Genomic DNA, 16029 nt, shown 5'->3' with positions numbered 1-16029 from the left:
TGATCGACCCGGAACGCCGAAATCGGTTCCCGAAGTGTTGCCTGTTGTGTGCTTACTTGAACCCCGGATCCTGGGCCTTCCACCAAGCGCAGAACTCGTCGAGGGCGGTCCACAGGCTGACCTTGGGCTCGTAGTCCAGATAATGCCTGGCCCGGCTGATGTCGAGGGTGAAGTCTTTGTTCATCACTTGCGTGCCCTGGCGCGACAACGCCGGCTCCGGACGACCGGGCCACATCGCGCAAAAGGCTTCGTTGAGTGCCGCCACGCTGTAGGACAAGCCGTAGGACCGATAACGTCTCACCTGTGGCAGTTGCATTTGGCGCATCACGTAGTTCACCACATCCCACACGGGCACTGGCGCGCCGTTGCTGATGTTGTAGGCCTTGCCCAGTGCCGAACCGGTGGCGAGCAAGCTGCTCAGCAGCGCTTCGTTGAGGTTGTGCACACTGGTGAAATCCACCTTATTGAGGCCGTCGCCGACGATCGCAAGGCGGTTCTTGCGCTGCATGTTCAGCAAGCGCGGGAAAATGCTCATGTCGCCGGCGCCCGTAACGAAGCGAGGGCGCAGGGCCAGCACTTCGAGACCGAACTCCTGGGCACCGAACACTTTTTGCTCGGCCAGGTATTTGGTGGCGGCATAGGGGTGCTTGAAGCGCTTGGGCACTTGCTCTTCGGTCAGCCCCAGGTGGTCGCGGCCGTCGAAGTAGATTGAGGGCGAAGACAGGTGCACCAATCGGCCGACGCGCTGCTTGAGGCAGGCTTCGACGACATTTTCGGTGACCAGCACGTTGCCCTGGTGGAAGTCCTGATAGCGCCCCCACAGCCCGACGGCGCCGGCGCAATGCACCACGGCTTCGACGTCGCGGCACAGGTCGCGCACCAGGGCTGCGTCATTCAAGTCACCTTGGATAAACTCGGCACCGCGCCTGACCAAGTGCTCCACACCTTCGGCACGTCGCCCGTTGACCCGCACGTCCAGGCCCTGCTCCAGGGCGAAACGCGCGAAGCGCCCGCCAATGAAGCCGCTTGCGCCGGTGACCAGAATCTTCATGTATTACCCCGTGTCCTTTGTTTTTTCATCGCTGTTGCCTTGACGCGCGCCATCACTCCAACGGCACCAACCATTGGCCACATGCCTGGGCCAGATGGTCGGTCAACAGGCCCAGCAATTGCCCGCCACTGCGCCAATGATGCCAGTACAACGGCACATCGATGGGCTTATCTGGCAATAACTCGACCAATACGCCCTTTTCCAGCTGGCCGCGCACTTGCAATTCCGGCACCAGGCCCCAGCCCAGGCCCGCTTCCGTCAGGCGGATGAAGCCTTCGGACGAGGGGCATAAATGGTGCTCGAAACCGCCGTCCACGCCGAGGGATGCCAGGTAGCGGTGTTGCAGGAAATCATCCGGGCCGAAGACCAATGCCGGGGTGCGCGCCAGCTGGTCGGCGCGCACGCCCTGTGGAAAGTGGCGGGCGATAAACGCCGGGCTGGCCAACGCGCGATAGCGCATGGCGCCGAGTAACAGGCTACGCGCGCCGGCCACCGGGCGTTCGCTGGCACAGATACAGGCCGCCACCTCGCCGGCGCGCATGCGCTTGAGGCCCACGGTCTGGTCCTCCACCACCAGATCCAGCAGCAGATGCTGCTCGGCGCAAAAGTCGCTGACCGCCTCGGCCCACCAGGTGGCCAGGCTGTCGGCATTCAGCGCGATACGCAGGCGCTCGGGCATGCCCTCCTCATCCAGCGCCGGCACCTGGCTTTGCAGGTCGCGCTCCAGCAGGCGCACCTGCTGCACATGGTTGAGCAGGCGCCGGCCGATATCGGTCGGCGTCGGCGGCGTAGCCCGTACCAGCACTGGCTGGCCGATACGCGCCTCCAGCAACTTGATGCGCTGGGAAACCGCCGATTGCGAGAGTCCCAGCACCTGAGCGGCGCGTTCGAAACCTGCCTGTTCCACCACCGCCGCCAGGGCAGAAAGCAATTTATAGTCGAACATCAGTTTCTCTAATGGGCGATCAGCAATATTGGTTTTTCTTATACAGCCTCGACCCGGAGAATGACCAGCATCGTAGAGAGGATCTTCAATTATGTGGCAAAGCTATATGAACGGATTGCTGGTAGCCCTCGGCCTGATCATGGCCATCGGCACGCAAAACGCCTTTGTGCTGGCGCAGAGCCTGCGCCGTGAACATCACTTGCCCGTGGCGGCACTGTGCGTGATCTGCGATGCCTTGCTGGTGGCCGCCGGCGTGTTCGGGCTGGCCACGGTGCTGGCCCACAGCCCCATCCTGCTGGGGATAGCGCGTTGGGGTGGCGCTGCGTTTTTGTTGTGGTATGGCGTGTCGGCCTTGCGTCGAGCCTGTTCGAAACAAAGCCTGGGCCAGGGCGACAACGTTAAGATGCGGTCGCTGCGCGCCGTGCTGCTCAGCGCCTTGGCGGTCACCTTGCTCAACCCTCATGTGTATCTGGACACGGTGCTGCTGATCGGCTCGCTGGGCGCCCAGCAAACCGAACCCGGCGCCTATGTGGCCGGCGCCGCCAGCGCTTCGTTCCTGTGGTTCATGACCCTGGCACTGGGCGCGGCATGGCTGGCGCCGTGGCTGGCACGCCCGGCGACTTGGCGCCTGCTGGACCTGCTGGTGGCAGTGATGATGTTCAGCGTGGCCTACCAATTGATCAGCGCCTGAGGAATATTCCAAAACGCTCTGGAACCTCTATCCCACACAGTTGTTGCGTGGTTTTGCCGCACCCCCGGTGCTATGATCCGGACCCTGCGCCGCAAAGAGTACAAACTCCTCGGCGCTTGTTTGGCCGCCCGTGATCGGCCTTGCGCTCACCGCAACTGACCTGATTAGGAGAATCATCATGGCTTTCGAATTGCCGCCGCTGCCCTACGCACACGATGCCCTGCAGCCGCACATCTCCAAGGAAACCTTGGAATACCACCACGACAAGCACCACAACACCTATGTCGTGAACCTGAACAACCTGGTGCCTGGCACCGAGTTCGAAGGCAAGACCCTGGAAGAGATCGTCAAATCCTCTTCGGGCGGCATCTTCAACAACGCCGCTCAGGTCTGGAACCACACCTTCTACTGGAACTGCCTGGCGCCAAACGCCGGCGGCCAACCTACCGGCGCACTGGCCGAGGCCATCAACGCTGCGTTCGGTTCGTTCGACAAGTTCAAGGAAGAGTTCACCAAGACGTCCGTCGGCACCTTCGGTTCCGGCTGGGGCTGGCTGGTGAAAAAAGCTGACGGTTCCCTGGCCCTGGCCAGCACCATCGGCGCCGGCAACCCGCTGACCAGCGGCGACACCCCGTTGCTGACCTGCGACGTGTGGGAACATGCCTACTACATCGACTACCGCAACGTGCGTCCAAAGTATGTGGAAGCGTTCTGGAACCTGGTCAACTGGAAGTTCGTGGCAGAGCAGTTCGAAGGCAAGACCTTCACTGCGTAAGCACTGCTTGCAGTAAAAAAAACCCGGCGAATGCCGGGTTTTTTTTGGGCTCTGGATATGCCATCCGATGATCGGAACTGGATCAAGAAATGTCGCCACACAGTCAGCGTGAGGAATTCGCCTCACGTACCTGTCGGAGAAATTACAATGTCCATTGGCGCACTAGCTGCAATCCCTTTGGTGGGCGAACTGGCCAAAACCGCTCTTCCGGTGGTGGGCGAAGTGGCTAAGGCGGCCACCGAACTGTTCAAATTTGCGGGTAACGCAGTCGACTCGCTCGCCGCCACGCAACAAAGCGGCGCGAATCAGAACAAGATCGCCCAGGAAAATACCCACTGTCACCACAAGCCTGTGGATTTTTCCAGCGCTAACTCGGCAAGTAAAAACGTGAACATCAGCGTCTCGTGAAAACGACGGTGCCATGAGCGAACGAACCTCGTGCGCTCATGGCATTGTCTCAGGCAGGCGGACTCACCTGCGCCCTGCCCCCCCGCGTCCTCCCTCAAGTTATTCGTCAAACCCGTGGATGCCCCAATGTTCCTTTGACTGCCACCTTCAGATTGCCAATACTCATGGCATATTGAAGGCCACCCGCATGAGACAAGGAACGCCCCTTTGAAGCTGGAACTCAAACACAGCTTGTCGGTGAAGTTGCTACGGGTTGTGCTGCTTTCGGCATTGATCGTGGGCGTAGCGCTAAGCGTGGCGCAGATTGTTTACGATGCCTACAAGACGCGCCAGGCGGTGGCCGATGATGCCCAGCGCATCCTTGACATGTTTCGCGACCCTTCGACCCAGGCCGTCTACAGCCTGGACCGCGAGATGGGCATGCAAGTCATCGAAGGCCTGTTCCAGGATGAAGCCGTGCGCATGGCGTCCATCGGCCATCCCGCCGAAACCATGCTGGCCGAAAAGAGCCGCGCCTTGCAGCATGCTCCCAGCCGCTGGCTGACCGACCTGATTCTTGGCCGGGAACGCACCTTTGCTACCCCCCTGGTCGGCAAAGGCCCTTACAGCGAGTACTACGGCGACCTGAGCATCACCCTGGACACGGCCACCTATGGCCAGGGCTTTATCGTCAATTCGGTGATCATCTTTGTCTCCGGCGTGCTACGCGCCCTGACCCTGGGCCTGGTGCTCTACCTGGTCTATCACTGGCTGCTGACCAAGCCGCTGTCACGGATCATCGAGCACCTGACGTCGATCAACCCGGACCGGCCCAGCGAACACAAGATCCCGCAACTCAAGGGCCACGAACGCAACGAGTTGGGCCTGTGGATCAATACCGCCAACCAGTTGCTCGAATCCATCGAGCGTAATACCCACCTGCGCCACGAAGCCGAAAGCAGCCTGCTGCGCATGGCCCAGTACGATTTCCTCACCGGTCTGCCGAACCGTCAGAAACTGCAGGAACAACTGGATAAAATCCTCATCGACGCCGGCCGCCGGCAACGGCGTGTGGCGGTGTTGTGCGTGGGGTTGGATGACTTCAAGAGCGTCAACGAACAGTTCACCTACCAGGCGGGCGACAAACTGCTGCTGGCCCTGGCCGACCGCCTGCGTGCGCATAGCGGCCGCCTCGGTGCCCTGGCCCGATTGGGCGGCGACCAGTTCGCCCTGGTGCAGGCCGATATCGACCAGCCCTACGAAGCTGCCGAGCTGGCGCAAAGCATCCTCGACGACCTGGAAGCGGAGTTTGCCCTCGACCACGAAGGCATTCGCCTGCGCGCCACCATCGGTATCACCCTGTTCCCGGAAGACGGCGACAGCACTGAAAAGCTGCTGCAAAAAGCCGAACAGACCATGACCCTGGCCAAGACCCGTTCGCGCAACCGCTATCAGTTCTACATCGCCAGCGTCGACAGCGAAATGCGCCGCCGCCGCGAGCTGGAAAAAGACCTGCGCGAGGCGCTCGGCCGCGACCAGTTCCACTTGGTCTACCAACCGCAGATCAGCTACCGCGACCACCGCGTGGTCGGCGTAGAAGCGCTGATCCGCTGGCAGCACCCGGAGCACGGCCTGGTGCCGCCGGACCTGTTTATCCCGCTGGCCGAGCAGAACGGCACCATTATCCCCATTGGCGAATGGGTGCTCGACCAGGCCTGCCGCCAACTGCGTGAATGGCACGACCAGGGCTTTACCGAGCTGCGCATGGCGGTCAACCTGTCCACTGTGCAATTGCACCACACCGAGTTGCCACGGGTGGTCAATAACCTGATGCAGATCTACCGCCTGCCGCCGCGCAGCCTTGAACTGGAAGTCACCGAGACCGGCCTGATGGAAGACATCAGCACCGCCGCCCAGCACCTGCTGAGCCTGCGCCGCTCCGGGGCGCTGATTGCGATTGACGACTTCGGCACCGGCTATTCATCCCTCAGCTACCTGAAAAGCCTGCCCCTGGACAAGATCAAGATCGACAAGAGCTTCGTCCAGGACCTGCAAGATGATGACGACGATGCGACCATCGTGCGCGCGATCATTCAACTGGGCAAAAGCCTGGGCATGCAGGTGATCGCCGAAGGCGTGGAAACCGCAGAGCAGGAGGCGTACATCATCTCCGAGGGCTGTCATGAAGGTCAGGGTTACCACTACAGCAAACCCTTGCAGGCGCGGGAGTTGGCGGCTTTTTTGAAGCAGTCGGAGCGCAATAACGCTGCGATTCTGTGACACGGCAAAACGATACTGGATATTTCCCGCGTATAACCCTTTACACAAAATGCAAATCTTTCGCATTATGTCGCAGCTTTTTGCGCTCCCCGCGCGCCCCATCAACAACCGAAGCAGGATGTTCGCCATGATTCGTATGCCCCTGGCCACCGCCAGTCTGCTGGCCATTGCCATTTCTCTCGCCGGTTGCGGCGAAGGTAAAGACAAGGCCGCAGCGCCCCAGGCGCCGACCCCGGCTGCCAGCACTACCGCTCCAGCGGCTGCCGCCCCTGCCGGCCAGGTCGACGAAGCGGCCGCCAAGGCCGTGGTCGCGCATTACGCAGACATGGTGTTCGCGGTCTACAGCGACGCCGAGTCCACCGCGAAAACCCTGCAGACCGCCATCGACACCTTCCTCGCGAACCCGAACGACCAGACGCTCAAAGCCGCGCGTACCGCCTGGATCGCCGCCCGCGTCCCGTACCTGCAGAGTGAGGTGTTCCGCTTCGGCAACACCATCATCGACGACTGGGAAGGCCAGGTGAACGCCTGGCCGCTGGACGAAGGCCTGATCGACTACACCGACAAATCCTACGAGCACGCCCTGGGTAACCCAGGCGCCACTGCCAATATCATCGCCAATACCCAGATCCAGGTCGGCGAAGACAAGGTCGACGTGAAGGAAATCACCCCGGAAAAACTCGCCAGCCTCAATGAACTGGGCGGTTCCGAGGCGAACGTCGCCACCGGCTACCACGCCATCGAATTCCTGCTCTGGGGCCAGGACCTCAACGGTACCGGCCCGGGCGCCGGCAACCGCCCGGCGTCGGACTACCTGACCGGCGACGGCGCCACTGGCGGCCACAACGAACGCCGCCGCACCTACCTGCGCGCCGTGACCCAACTGCTGGTCAGTGACCTGGAAGAAATGGTCGGCAACTGGAAACCCAACGTCGAAGACAACTACCGCGCCACCCTGGAGGCAGAACCTGCCACCGACGGCCTGCGCAAAATGCTGTTCGGCATGGGCAGCCTGTCCTTGGGCGAACTGGCCGGTGAGCGCATGAAGGTTTCCCTGGAAGCCAATTCGCCGGAAGACGAGCAGGACTGCTTCAGTGACAACACCCATTATTCGCACTTCTACGACGCCAAGGGTATCCGCAACGTCTACCTGGGCGAGTACACCCGTGTCGACGGTACCAAAATGACCGGCGCCAGCCTGTCGTCCCTGGTGGTCAAGGCCGATCCGGCTGCCGATACCGCGTTGAAAGCGGACCTGGCGGCGACCGAAGCGAAGATCCAGGTCATGGTTGACCATGCCAGCAAGGGCGAGCACTACGACCAGTTGATCGCTGCCGGTAACGACGCCGGCAACCAGATCGTGCGTGACGCCATCGCTGCGCTAGTCAAGCAGACCGGCTCGATCGAAGCGGCCGCAGGCAAGCTGGGCATCAGCGACCTGAACCCGGACAGCGCTGATCACGAGTTCTGATCCGAGCGGTGTTGAACAAGGCGACCTGCGGGTCGCCTTTTTTTGCGCTCTGCCTGGCATCCCACAACCCCTGTGGGAGCGGGCTTGCTCGCGAATGCGGTGTATCAGTCAAAGATGTTCTACCTGAACCACCGCATTCGCGAGCAAGCCCGCTCCCACATTAGATTCGCGGCGTCTCCACCCCCGGTTTACAAGCCCTGAACCGCAGGTAGAATGGCGCCACCCCCAATACCCGAGCTCACTTCATGGCGTTGCCGACCCTACGCATCATCGGTTTCATCATCGGCATCTTCCTGATCACCCTCGCGATCGCCATGGTCGTGCCCATGGCGACCCTGGTGATCTTCGAACGCACCAGTGACCTGCCCTCTTTCCTCTGGGCCAGCATGATCACCTTTATTGCAGGCCTGGCCTTGGTGATCCCCGGTCGCCCCGAGCATGTGCACTTGCGCCCGCGGGACATGTACCTGCTGACGGTCACCAGCTGGGTGGTGGTGTGCATCTTTGCCGCGCTGCCGTTTCTGCTGACCCAGCACATCAGCTACACCGATTCGTTCTTCGAAAGCATGTCCGGCATCACCGCCACCGGCTCCACGGTGTTGAGCGGTCTGGATGCCATGTCACCCGGCATCCTGATGTGGCGCTCGCTGCTGCACTGGCTGGGTGGCATCGGCTTTATCGGCATGGCGGTGGCGATCCTGCCGCTGTTGCGCATCGGTGGCATGCGCCTGTTCCAGACCGAATCCTCGGACCGCTCGGAAAAGGTCATGCCCCGCTCGCACATGGTGGCGCGGCTGATTGTGGCGGCCTACGTGGGCATTACCATCCTCGGCAGCCTGGCGTTCTGGTGGGCCGGGATGGGCCTGTTCGATGCGATCAACCATGCGATGTCGGCCATTTCCACCGGTGGTTTCTCCACCTCCGATGAATCCCTGGCGCACTGGAAGCAGCCGGCGGTGCACTGGGTCGCGGTGGTGGTAATGATCCTCGGCAGCTTGCCGTTTACCCTGTACGTGGCAACGTTGCGCGGCAACCGCAAAGCGTTGATCAAGGACCAACAAGTGCAGGGCTTGCTCGGTTTGTTGCTGGTGACCTGGCTGGTACTCGGCACCTGGTACTGGTGGACCACCAACCTGCATTGGCTGGACGCCCTTCGGCATGTAGCCTTGAACGTTACCTCGGTGGTCACCACCACCGGCTTTGCTCTGGGGGACTACAGCCTGTGGGGCAACTTCTCACTGATGCTGTTCTTTTACCTAGGCTTTATTGGTGGCTGCTCGGGTTCCACGGCGGGCGGGATCAAGATCTTCCGCTTCCAGGTCGCCTACATCCTGCTCAAGGCCAACTTGAACCAGCTGATTCACCCACGCGCGGTGATCAAGCAAAAGTACAACGGCCACCGCCTCGATGAAGAGATCGTACGTTCCATCCTGACCTTTTCGTTTTTCTTCGCCATCACCATCTGCGCCATCGCCCTGGCCCTGTCGCTCCTCGGACTGGACTGGATGACGGCCTTGACCGGCGCCGCCAGTACCGTGTCCGGCGTGGGCCCGGGCCTGGGTGAAACCATTGGCCCGGCGGGTAACTTCGCCAGCCTGCCGGATGCGGCCAAGTGGATTCTGTCGCTGGGCATGCTGCTGGGCCGGTTGGAAATCATTACGGTCTTTGTGCTGTGCATTCCGGCGTTTTGGCGCCACTGAGCGCCGACACTTGCAGCAACCGCGCCCGGTACTCGCCGGGCGTGGTATCGAACCAGCGACGAAACGCGCGGAAGAAGTTGCTCGGGTCGGCAAACCCCAACAGGTAGGCAATTTCCAGCAGGGTCATGCTGGGCTGCGCCAGGTATTGCTCGGCCAGTTCGCGACGGGTGTCGTCGAGCAGGGCCTGGAAGCTGGTGCCTTCTTCCTGCAGACGCCGCTGCAGCGTGCGCTGGGACAGGTGTAACGAGCGGGCCACCACTTCACGCTTGGGCTCGCCCTGGGGCAACAGGCGGCACAGCACTTGTCGCGCCTTGTGGGTCACGCGGCTTTCCGAGAAACGAGCCAGGTATTCACCGGCAAACCGGTCATGCAGCAGCGCCATGGCTTCGTTCGCGGTGGGCAGCGGCGCGTCCATGTCGGCCCGTTCGAAAATCAGCGCATCATAGGGCCCGTTGAACTCCAGGGGTGCGTGGAAGGCTTGTTTGTAAGGCGACAGGTCCGTCGGCTGATCGCCTTGCAACACCACCTTGCGCGGCTGCAGCGTACGGCCGGTCAGCCAGCCGCAGAGCGCCAGGGCACAGGCCAGCGAGGCTTCGGCGCTTTGCCGTGTGGGCGGCAAGTGGTCGCCGTGTACCGTCAGGATCAACGCATAGCCTTCGGGGATCAGTCTGAAATTCAAGTCGGCACTTTCGGCAATAATGCGCTGGTAGCGCACCAGGCGCATGAAGCCCTCGGCGAGGGTATTGCTGGACATCAGTGCATAGCCGGCCACATGAAACGATGCCGGGCGCACCACTTTGCCCATGTTCAGGCCGATCGCCGGGTTACCCGAAAGCTCCACCGCCCGCTGCCACAGACGGGTCATGGCGTCTTGCGGGAACCGCGCGTCGGGATCGCTCAGGGCGGTGAAGTCCAGGCCGAGTTGCTTGAACAAGGCGCGGCAATCCAGGCCGTCCATTTCCAATGCCTTGACTATCCCCATCGCCCAGCTTGCAGACGTTGTTCGTTCACTCATGGCGTCTTCTTAAATAATGCAGGCTTAACGACAGCCAGGAGGCCAAGGATATTAAAGTGGCGCCTATTGTCACTGGCTGTTACCACTGATCACTCTAGACTCAAATAAGCTCCCCGCCGAATATCTATTCGTGCGGCATAACAATCAAAGGGCCGGCCACCGTGGAAAACGTCAAGCAATTCAATAGTTTTGCCGAATTTTACCCCCATTACCTGCACGAACACGGCAACAGCACCTGCCGGCGCCTGCACTTCATCGGCACCACCCTGGTGATAGGCATCCTGGCATATGCCATCGGCAGGGGTTCGCTGGGTTTACTGATTGCGGTGCCGATCGCCGGCTACAGCTTTGCCTGGATCGGCCACTTCTTCTTCGAAAAGAACCGCCCGGCGACGTTCAAGCACCCGTTCTACAGTTTGCTGGGGGATTTTGTGATGTACCGCGACATGATTCTGGGCAAGGTGCCGTTCTAGTCCTGGTCGATATAAAAGTCTATTTGTCATTTACAGTGCTGTATCCTGCCAAGGCTTTTTGAGAGCGCGCAATCACCTGCGATTGAAACAGACCTTGCGAGGAGCGACGACGATGCACGAGATACCTAATCTCCCCTTCCCAAGCCTGCACCCTACAGGGCAGCCAACACCGCAGCAGCAGGCCAGCGACACGCAGCCTGAGGCCAAAGAAGCAAAACCAGTCGACAGCGAAAGCCAGGACTGACGCCGTACCAGACCGTGTGGAAAGCGCAGCTTTGAGCGCTTTCCACACTGCCTGAACAATTCGAGATCCCTGCAATGACCGATACCCCAGATACCGCCGTACTCGACGCAGCCCTGCAGATGGTCGAGGTCTGGAACCGCCTCGGCGCGGACAAACAAGCCTTGTTGCTCAAGCGCTTCGGTACCCAGGAAAACGCCTTGGCCGCCCTGGTCACCACTCAATTGCTGGCTCCTGCCAAGTCCTGACAGCTGATGTTTTGCGTTTTACCCGCCCTGCTCGGGCTAAAGCAGCGGTATCATTAGCAGCCTATCTTTACCTGCTGCGACAGTGGACCTTTCCCCATGCCAGATACCCAGCGCCCCATGGCGGTCACGCTGCAAGTTGTTTCCATCGTGTTGTTCACCTTTATCGGCTACCTGAATATCGGCATCCCCCTCGCCGTATTGCCAGGCTATGTCCACAGTGAGCTGGGCTTCGGCGCGGTGATTGCCGGCTTGGTGATCAGCGTGCAATACCTGGCCACCCTGCTGAGCCGGCCCTATGCGGGCAAGCTTATCGATACCTTGGGCAGCAAGCGCGCGGTGCTGATTGGTTTGGCCGGCTGCGGCCTGAGTGGCGTATTCATGCTGCTCGCCGCCTGGTTTTCCAGCCTGCCGGCCTTGAGCCTCGGCAGCCTGCTGATCGGACGCCTGGTGCTGGGCAGCGCTGAAAGCCTGGTGGGCTCGGGCGCCATCGGCTGGGGCATCGGCCGGGTCGGTGCAGCCAATACCGCCAAGGTCATCTCCTGGAACGGCATCGCCAGCTACGGCGCCTTGGCGATCGGCGCGCCCCTGGGCGTGCTGATGGTGAGAAACTTCGGGCTGTGGAGCATGGGCGTCAGCATCATCCTGCTGGCAGTCCTCGGTCTGTGGCTGGCCTGGAACAAGGTCGCCGCGCCAATCGTGGCCGGCGTGCGCCTGCCATTCATGAATGTCCTCGGTCGAGTACTGCCCCATGGCTGCGCGCTGGCCTTGGGCTCCATCGGTTTTGGCACCATCGCCACGTTTATTACCCTGTATTACACCACTCAGCACTGGGATAACGCGGTGTGGGCGCTGAGCCTGTTCGGTGCCAGTTTTATCGGCGCGCGCCTGCTGTTCGGCAACCTGATCAACCGTATCGGCGGCTTTCGCGTGGCGATCGCCTGCCTGTCGGTGGAAATTCTCGGGCTGCTGCTGTTGTGGCTGGCGCCGGATGCCAACCTGGCGCTGGCGGGCGCAGCGTTGAGCGGGTTTGGCTTTTCCCTGGTATTTCCAGCGCTGGGGGTGGAAGCGGTCAACCTGGTGCCCGCCTCCAGCCGAGGCTCGGCGGTGGGGGCTTACTCGCTGTTTATCGACCTGTCGCTGGGCATCACCGGCCCGCTCGCCGGTGCCGTGGCGGCAGGCTTCGGTTTTGCCTCGATCTTCCTGTTCGCCGCCCTCGCCGCCTTGGGCGGTTTGCTGCTGAGCCTGTACCTGTATCGCCAGGCGCCCAAGGCCCGCGAAGCACGCGACGCCTAGAAGTCGACCTTGCCGCGCCCGGCCTTGATGCTGCCACGCTTGGTCTTGGATTCGAGGCGACGCTTTTTCGAGCCCAGGGTCGGCTTGGTCGGGCGGCGTTTCTTCTCCACCTTGGTGGCACTGAGGATCAATTCCACCAGGCGCTCCAGGGCATCGGCGCGGTTCTGTTCCTGCGTCCGGTACTGCTGGGCCTTGAGCACCAGCACGCCCTCGCTGGTAATGCGACTGTCGCGCAGCGCCAGCAACCGCTCCTTGTAGAATTCGGGCAGCGATGACGCCGGGATATCAAAACGCAGGTGCACGGCACTCGACACCTTGTTGACGTTCTGCCCACCGGCGCCTTGCGCGCGAATGGCGGTCAGCTCGATTTCAGCGTCGGGCAGGTGGACGTTGTTGGAAATCACCAGCATCAATCAAACATCCTAGGCAACGGACAAGCCCAACTCGGACAGCAACAACGACGCCTGGGCTTTGGAAATCACGGCGCCTTTGAACAGTTTGGCATCATTGAGGCGAAACCCGCTCAAATCCGCACCACGCAAGTCGGCACCCGCGAAATTGGCACCGTTGACACGCGCGTGGGCGAGGCTGCAGTCGATCAGTTCGGATTTGCGAAAGTCGGCATCCGATAGGTCGCTATCAGAGAAATCCAGATTATTCAGCACTGTGCGCGCAAATGACAGTCCAGACAAAAATGCGCTGTTAAGCCGCGTTTCGCTGAAGCTCAAGCCCAGGGATGCGCAGTGGGTGAAGTTGGCGCCAGTCAACTTGCAGTGTTCAAAGTTGGCCTGGGACAGCTTGCTGCGCTGCCAGCGGGTGTTGTTCAGGTCGCAACCGTGAAACTGCGCCTCCAGCAGATTAGCCGCTTCGAAAATGGCGAGGCTGGCACGGCAGCTTTTCCACTGAGTACCTTCCAGTCGAGAACCGAGGAAGGAGGTCTGGACGAGGATGCAGCGCTCGAACACCCAGTGATCCAGTGCCATGCGTGACAGATCGGCGCCACTCAAATCCACTCCGATCAGGCGCAAGGGGCCGCTGTGCCGGTCGATCAGGTCTTGCAGCTCATGGCGCTGTAACGCACCGCCGTCAATGTCGGTGTGTTGCATTGGAACCTCCGGCACGCTCGAAAACGAGGCGCGATTTTAACCTGCTTACGCCCACAAAAAACCCGGCAAGACGCCGGGTTTTCTGTATGGGAAAGGTCCTACTCCAAAACCGGACCTGTTGTACCCACAGCAGTCCGGGCCGCGCGCTTGTTCTTCAGCCAGTAACACACCGCCATAAACGCTATCCACACCGGAATCGCATACACCGACACCTGGATCCCCGGAATCATCAGCATGATCACCAGGATAAACACCACGAACGCCAGGCACACATAGTTACCGTACGGGTACCACAGCGCCTTGAACAACGGCACCTGGCCGGTGCGGTTCATGTGCTGGCGGAATTTGAAGTGGGAAAAGCTGATCATCGCCCAGTTGATCACCAGCGTGGCCACCACCAGGGACATCAGCAGTTCCAGCGCGTGCTGCGGGATCAGGTAGTTCATCAGCACGGCAACCAGGGTGACAGCCGCCGAGGCCAGGATGGCGCGCACCGGCACGCCGCGCTTGTCGATCTTGGCCAGGGCGTTGGGCGCGTCGCCCTGCTCGGCCATGCCCAGCAGCATGCGGCTGTTGCAGTAAGTCCCGCTGTTGTACACCGACAACGCTGCCGTCAGGACCACGAAGTTGAGGATATGCGCGGCGGCGTTGCTGCCCAGCATCGAGAACACCTGCACGAACGGACTGCCGCTGTAGGCATCGCCGGAGGCGTTGAGAGTGGCCAGCAAACTGTCCCAAGGCGTCAGCGACAGCAGCACCACCAAAGCGCCGATGTAGAAGATCAGGATGCGGTAGATCACTTGATTGATCGCTTTCGGGATCACGGTGCGCGGCTGATCCGCTTCAGCCGCGGTAAAGCCGAGCATTTCCAGGCCGCCGAAAGAGAACATGATGATCGCCATGGCCATCACCAATCCACCGACGCCGTGGGGGAAGAAGCCGCCATGCTCCCACAGGTTGGTCACCGAAGCCTGTGGCCCGCCGCTGCCGCTGACCAGCATGTAGCTGCCCAGGGCGATCATGCCGACAATCGCCACCACTTTGATGATGGCAAACCAGAACTCGGCTTCACCGAAGACTTTGACGTTGGCCAGGTTGATCAGGTTGATCAGCACGAAGAACGCCGCGGCCGAGACCCAGGTCGGAATCTCGGGCCACCAGTAATGCACATATTTGCCAACGGCCGTCAGCTCCGACATACCCACCAGGATGTACAGGATCCAGCAGTTCCAGCCGGATAGAAAGCCAGCGAAACCGCCCCAATATTTGTGGGCAAAATGGCTGAAGGAACCGGCGACCGGCTCTTCGACGATCATTTCGCCGAGCTGACGCATGATCATGAAGGCAATGAAGCCGCAAATGGCATAGCCCAGGATCATCGAGGGGCCAGCGGATTTAAGCACCCCGGCCGAACCGAGGAACAGGCCGGTGCCGATGGCGCCACCGAGGGCGATCAGCTGGATATGCCGGTTTTTCAGGCCGCGTTTCAGCTCGCCTGAAGAGGAAGGGGAAACACTCATGAAAAGGCTCTCACGCAAGGTTTGATGATGTTGAATGCAGGTTGCTGCCTTGAATTACCGACTCAAGCAGCGCCGCTCAAACCCCAGCGCGGGCACCAGGAGTACAGCGTCGTTTTAATGGTCATGCGTCACCTGTTTGTTTTTATCTGTGACGAAATCGAACCCGTCCGGCTCGTGGCCAGGCGGAGTGATCAGGGTAGGTAAACCCCGAGGTCTTGGCCCTCTGCGTGATTACGCAAGGCAGTCACAGTAAAACGCGGCGCATTGTACACCGCTCGGAAGGTTGTGGCCGAGCCCGCACGGCGTGCGCGACCATCTGTCAGCAAATCCTTACACCGCCGGATAAGCCCATGTTGTTGCCATTTACTCGTAAATCAATCGTTACATAGCGGAAAATTAACGTTACAGCTGTGATCTGGATAAAAATTGACGCTCGTCAATGACCCCAGCCATCGGCCGCATCAGCGCTCTGTTTTTGCTCAAGAAAAACTAAAACGTGAAAAACAGAACAAAAAATTCAAATGAAACCGTGTCAATAAAAATTTTGCATTTTGAAACACTCTCTCCTAGGTTCTTTCCACTTGCCTACGAAGCCCGCAGGCAAGCCGTTCTCAAACAACGTCCTCTAGGAGATACACCATGCAAGCACTGGAAAACGACCTGGAAACCGAACTGCAACTCGACGATTGGTTTGAAGCGCCGACCCATGAGGCCGCCGTTGAAATGATGCAAGCCGATGCCGTTGTGCCGTTCGGCACCGCGATGTGGCCATTCTAAAAACCGGCACGCATTCGGCAGGTGCTGTGCACGGCACCTGCCTCCTTACCCAAGG

General features: G+C 60.5%; 16 protein-coding genes. 10 read left to right on the top strand and 6 right to left on the bottom strand.

Annotated features, from left to right (window positions below; translation table 11 throughout):
* Positions 1 to 52: 52 nt before the first annotated feature.
* On the bottom strand, positions 53 to 1051 hold the full coding sequence (locus ACLH0H_RS15300) for an NAD-dependent epimerase/dehydratase family protein (RefSeq protein ID WP_411378647.1): 999 nt from the start codon (positions 1049 to 1051) through the stop codon (positions 53 to 55).
* Positions 1052 to 1103: 52 nt separating this feature from the next.
* The gene (locus ACLH0H_RS15295; RefSeq protein ID WP_411378646.1) at positions 1104 to 1997 is read right to left on the bottom strand and encodes a LysR family transcriptional regulator ArgP; all 894 of its coding nucleotides are present in this window, start codon (positions 1995 to 1997) and stop codon (positions 1104 to 1106) included.
* A gap of 91 nt (positions 1998 to 2088) precedes the next feature.
* On the opposite strand from ACLH0H_RS15295, the gene ACLH0H_RS15290 reads away from it, so the two are divergent.
* The 6 genes from ACLH0H_RS15290 (at position 2089) to ACLH0H_RS15265 (ending at position 9301) form a co-directional block, all read left to right on the top strand.
* On the top strand, positions 2089 to 2688 hold the full coding sequence (locus ACLH0H_RS15290) for a LysE/ArgO family amino acid transporter (RefSeq protein WP_307389777.1): 600 nt from the start codon (positions 2089 to 2091) through the stop codon (positions 2686 to 2688).
* Between the two features lie 178 nt (positions 2689 to 2866).
* Complete coding sequence (locus tag ACLH0H_RS15285) at positions 2867 to 3463, top strand: superoxide dismutase (protein WP_003212997.1); 597 nt, start codon at positions 2867 to 2869, stop codon at positions 3461 to 3463.
* A gap of 147 nt (positions 3464 to 3610) precedes the next feature.
* Positions 3611 to 3871: a hypothetical protein gene (locus ACLH0H_RS15280; RefSeq protein ID WP_411378645.1), complete on the top strand. Its 261-nt coding sequence runs from the start codon at positions 3611 to 3613 to the stop codon at positions 3869 to 3871.
* Positions 3872 to 4078: 207 nt separating this feature from the next.
* Entirely contained in the window at positions 4079 to 6130 is a 2052-nt protein-coding gene (locus ACLH0H_RS15275) for a putative bifunctional diguanylate cyclase/phosphodiesterase (RefSeq protein WP_411378644.1), read from the top strand.
* A 127-nt stretch (positions 6131 to 6257) separates the two neighbouring features.
* Positions 6258 to 7601 carry an imelysin family protein gene (locus ACLH0H_RS15270; protein WP_411378643.1) on the top strand — a complete coding sequence of 448 codons (1344 nt, stop codon included), beginning with the start codon at positions 6258 to 6260 and terminating at the stop codon, positions 7599 to 7601.
* A gap of 245 nt (positions 7602 to 7846) precedes the next feature.
* Complete coding sequence (locus tag ACLH0H_RS15265) at positions 7847 to 9301, top strand: TrkH family potassium uptake protein (protein WP_076949706.1); 1455 nt, start codon at positions 7847 to 7849, stop codon at positions 9299 to 9301.
* Here ACLH0H_RS15265 and ACLH0H_RS15260 read toward each other — a convergent pair.
* Positions 9258 to 10316 (bottom strand): AraC family transcriptional regulator, encoded by a 1059-nt coding sequence (locus ACLH0H_RS15260; RefSeq protein ID WP_411378642.1) that lies wholly within the window; start codon positions 10314 to 10316, stop codon positions 9258 to 9260. The genes ACLH0H_RS15265 and ACLH0H_RS15260 overlap by 44 nt on opposite strands.
* A 161-nt stretch (positions 10317 to 10477) precedes the next feature.
* Between ACLH0H_RS15260 and ACLH0H_RS15255 the strand changes: the two genes are divergently transcribed.
* The 3 genes from ACLH0H_RS15255 to ACLH0H_RS15245 all read left to right on the top strand — a co-directional run bounded on the left by ACLH0H_RS15255 (position 10478) and on the right by ACLH0H_RS15245 (position 12571).
* A complete protein-coding gene (locus ACLH0H_RS15255) occupies positions 10478 to 10789 on the top strand; it encodes an Mpo1-like protein (protein WP_411378641.1) in 312 nt (103 codons plus the stop codon).
* Between the two features lie 318 nt (positions 10790 to 11107).
* Entirely contained in the window at positions 11108 to 11278 is a 171-nt protein-coding gene (locus ACLH0H_RS15250) for a hypothetical protein (protein ID WP_411378640.1), read from the top strand.
* 96 nt (positions 11279 to 11374) lie between these two features.
* Positions 11375 to 12571, top strand: coding sequence for an MFS transporter (locus ACLH0H_RS15245; protein WP_411378639.1), 1197 nt, complete (start codon positions 11375 to 11377; stop codon positions 12569 to 12571).
* Here the strand turns inward: ACLH0H_RS15245 and arfB are convergent.
* From arfB to ACLH0H_RS15230, 3 genes are all read right to left on the bottom strand, one after another.
* A complete protein-coding gene (gene arfB / locus ACLH0H_RS15240) occupies positions 12568 to 12981 on the bottom strand; it encodes an alternative ribosome rescue aminoacyl-tRNA hydrolase ArfB (protein ID WP_016975416.1) in 414 nt (137 codons plus the stop codon). The genes ACLH0H_RS15245 and arfB overlap by 4 nt on opposite strands.
* Before the next feature lie 12 nt (positions 12982 to 12993).
* On the bottom strand, positions 12994 to 13677 hold the full coding sequence (locus ACLH0H_RS15235) for a pentapeptide repeat-containing protein (protein ID WP_186690654.1): 684 nt from the start codon (positions 13675 to 13677) through the stop codon (positions 12994 to 12996).
* A gap of 98 nt (positions 13678 to 13775) precedes the next feature.
* Positions 13776 to 15197: an amino acid permease gene (locus ACLH0H_RS15230; RefSeq protein WP_411378638.1), complete on the bottom strand. Its 1422-nt coding sequence runs from the start codon at positions 15195 to 15197 to the stop codon at positions 13776 to 13778.
* Positions 15198 to 15836: 639 nt separating this feature from the next.
* Between ACLH0H_RS15230 and ACLH0H_RS15225 the strand changes: the two genes are divergently transcribed.
* Positions 15837 to 15974, top strand: coding sequence for a hypothetical protein (locus tag ACLH0H_RS15225; protein ID WP_003175756.1), 138 nt, complete (start codon positions 15837 to 15839; stop codon positions 15972 to 15974).
* Positions 15975 to 16029: the final 55 nt, after the last annotated feature.

It is taken from the genome of Pseudomonas sp. MPB26, assembly GCF_046605355.1.
GTDB lineage: Bacteria > Pseudomonadota > Gammaproteobacteria > Pseudomonadales > Pseudomonadaceae > Aquipseudomonas > Aquipseudomonas cedrina.
The sequence above is the reverse complement of the archived record's forward strand: the minus strand, read 5'-3'. Positions and strand labels throughout refer to the sequence as shown.

Excerpts from the sequence above, each read along its gene's own strand:
- ACLH0H_RS15270 (WP_411378643.1), top strand. The coding sequence starts at position 6,258 with ATGATTCGTATGCCCCTGGCCACCGCCAGTCTGCTGGCCATTGCCATT.
- ACLH0H_RS15290 (WP_307389777.1), top strand. The coding sequence starts at position 2,089 with ATGTGGCAAAGCTATATGAACGGATTGCTGGTAGCCCTCGGCCTGATC.
- ACLH0H_RS15260 (WP_411378642.1), bottom strand. The coding sequence starts at position 10,316 with ATGAGTGAACGAACAACGTCTGCAAGCTGGGCGATGGGGATAGTCAAG.
- ACLH0H_RS15300 (WP_411378647.1), bottom strand. The coding sequence starts at position 1,051 with ATGAAGATTCTGGTCACCGGCGCAAGCGGCTTCATTGGCGGGCGCTTC.
- ACLH0H_RS15230 (WP_411378638.1), bottom strand. The coding sequence starts at position 15,197 with ATGAGTGTTTCCCCTTCCTCTTCAGGCGAGCTGAAACGCGGCCTGAAA.
- ACLH0H_RS15225 (WP_003175756.1), top strand. The coding sequence starts at position 15,837 with ATGCAAGCACTGGAAAACGACCTGGAAACCGAACTGCAACTCGACGAT.
- ACLH0H_RS15285 (WP_003212997.1), top strand. The coding sequence starts at position 2,867 with ATGGCTTTCGAATTGCCGCCGCTGCCCTACGCACACGATGCCCTGCAG.
- ACLH0H_RS15235 (WP_186690654.1), bottom strand. The coding sequence starts at position 13,677 with ATGCAACACACCGACATTGACGGCGGTGCGTTACAGCGCCATGAGCTG.
- ACLH0H_RS15245 (WP_411378639.1), top strand. The coding sequence starts at position 11,375 with ATGCCAGATACCCAGCGCCCCATGGCGGTCACGCTGCAAGTTGTTTCC.
- ACLH0H_RS15280 (WP_411378645.1), top strand. The coding sequence starts at position 3,611 with ATGTCCATTGGCGCACTAGCTGCAATCCCTTTGGTGGGCGAACTGGCC.
- ACLH0H_RS15265 (WP_076949706.1), top strand. The coding sequence starts at position 7,847 with ATGGCGTTGCCGACCCTACGCATCATCGGTTTCATCATCGGCATCTTC.
- ACLH0H_RS15295 (WP_411378646.1), bottom strand. The coding sequence starts at position 1,997 with ATGTTCGACTATAAATTGCTTTCTGCCCTGGCGGCGGTGGTGGAACAG.
- arfB (WP_016975416.1), bottom strand. The coding sequence starts at position 12,981 with ATGCTGGTGATTTCCAACAACGTCCACCTGCCCGACGCTGAAATCGAG.
- ACLH0H_RS15250 (WP_411378640.1), top strand. The coding sequence starts at position 11,108 with ATGACCGATACCCCAGATACCGCCGTACTCGACGCAGCCCTGCAGATG.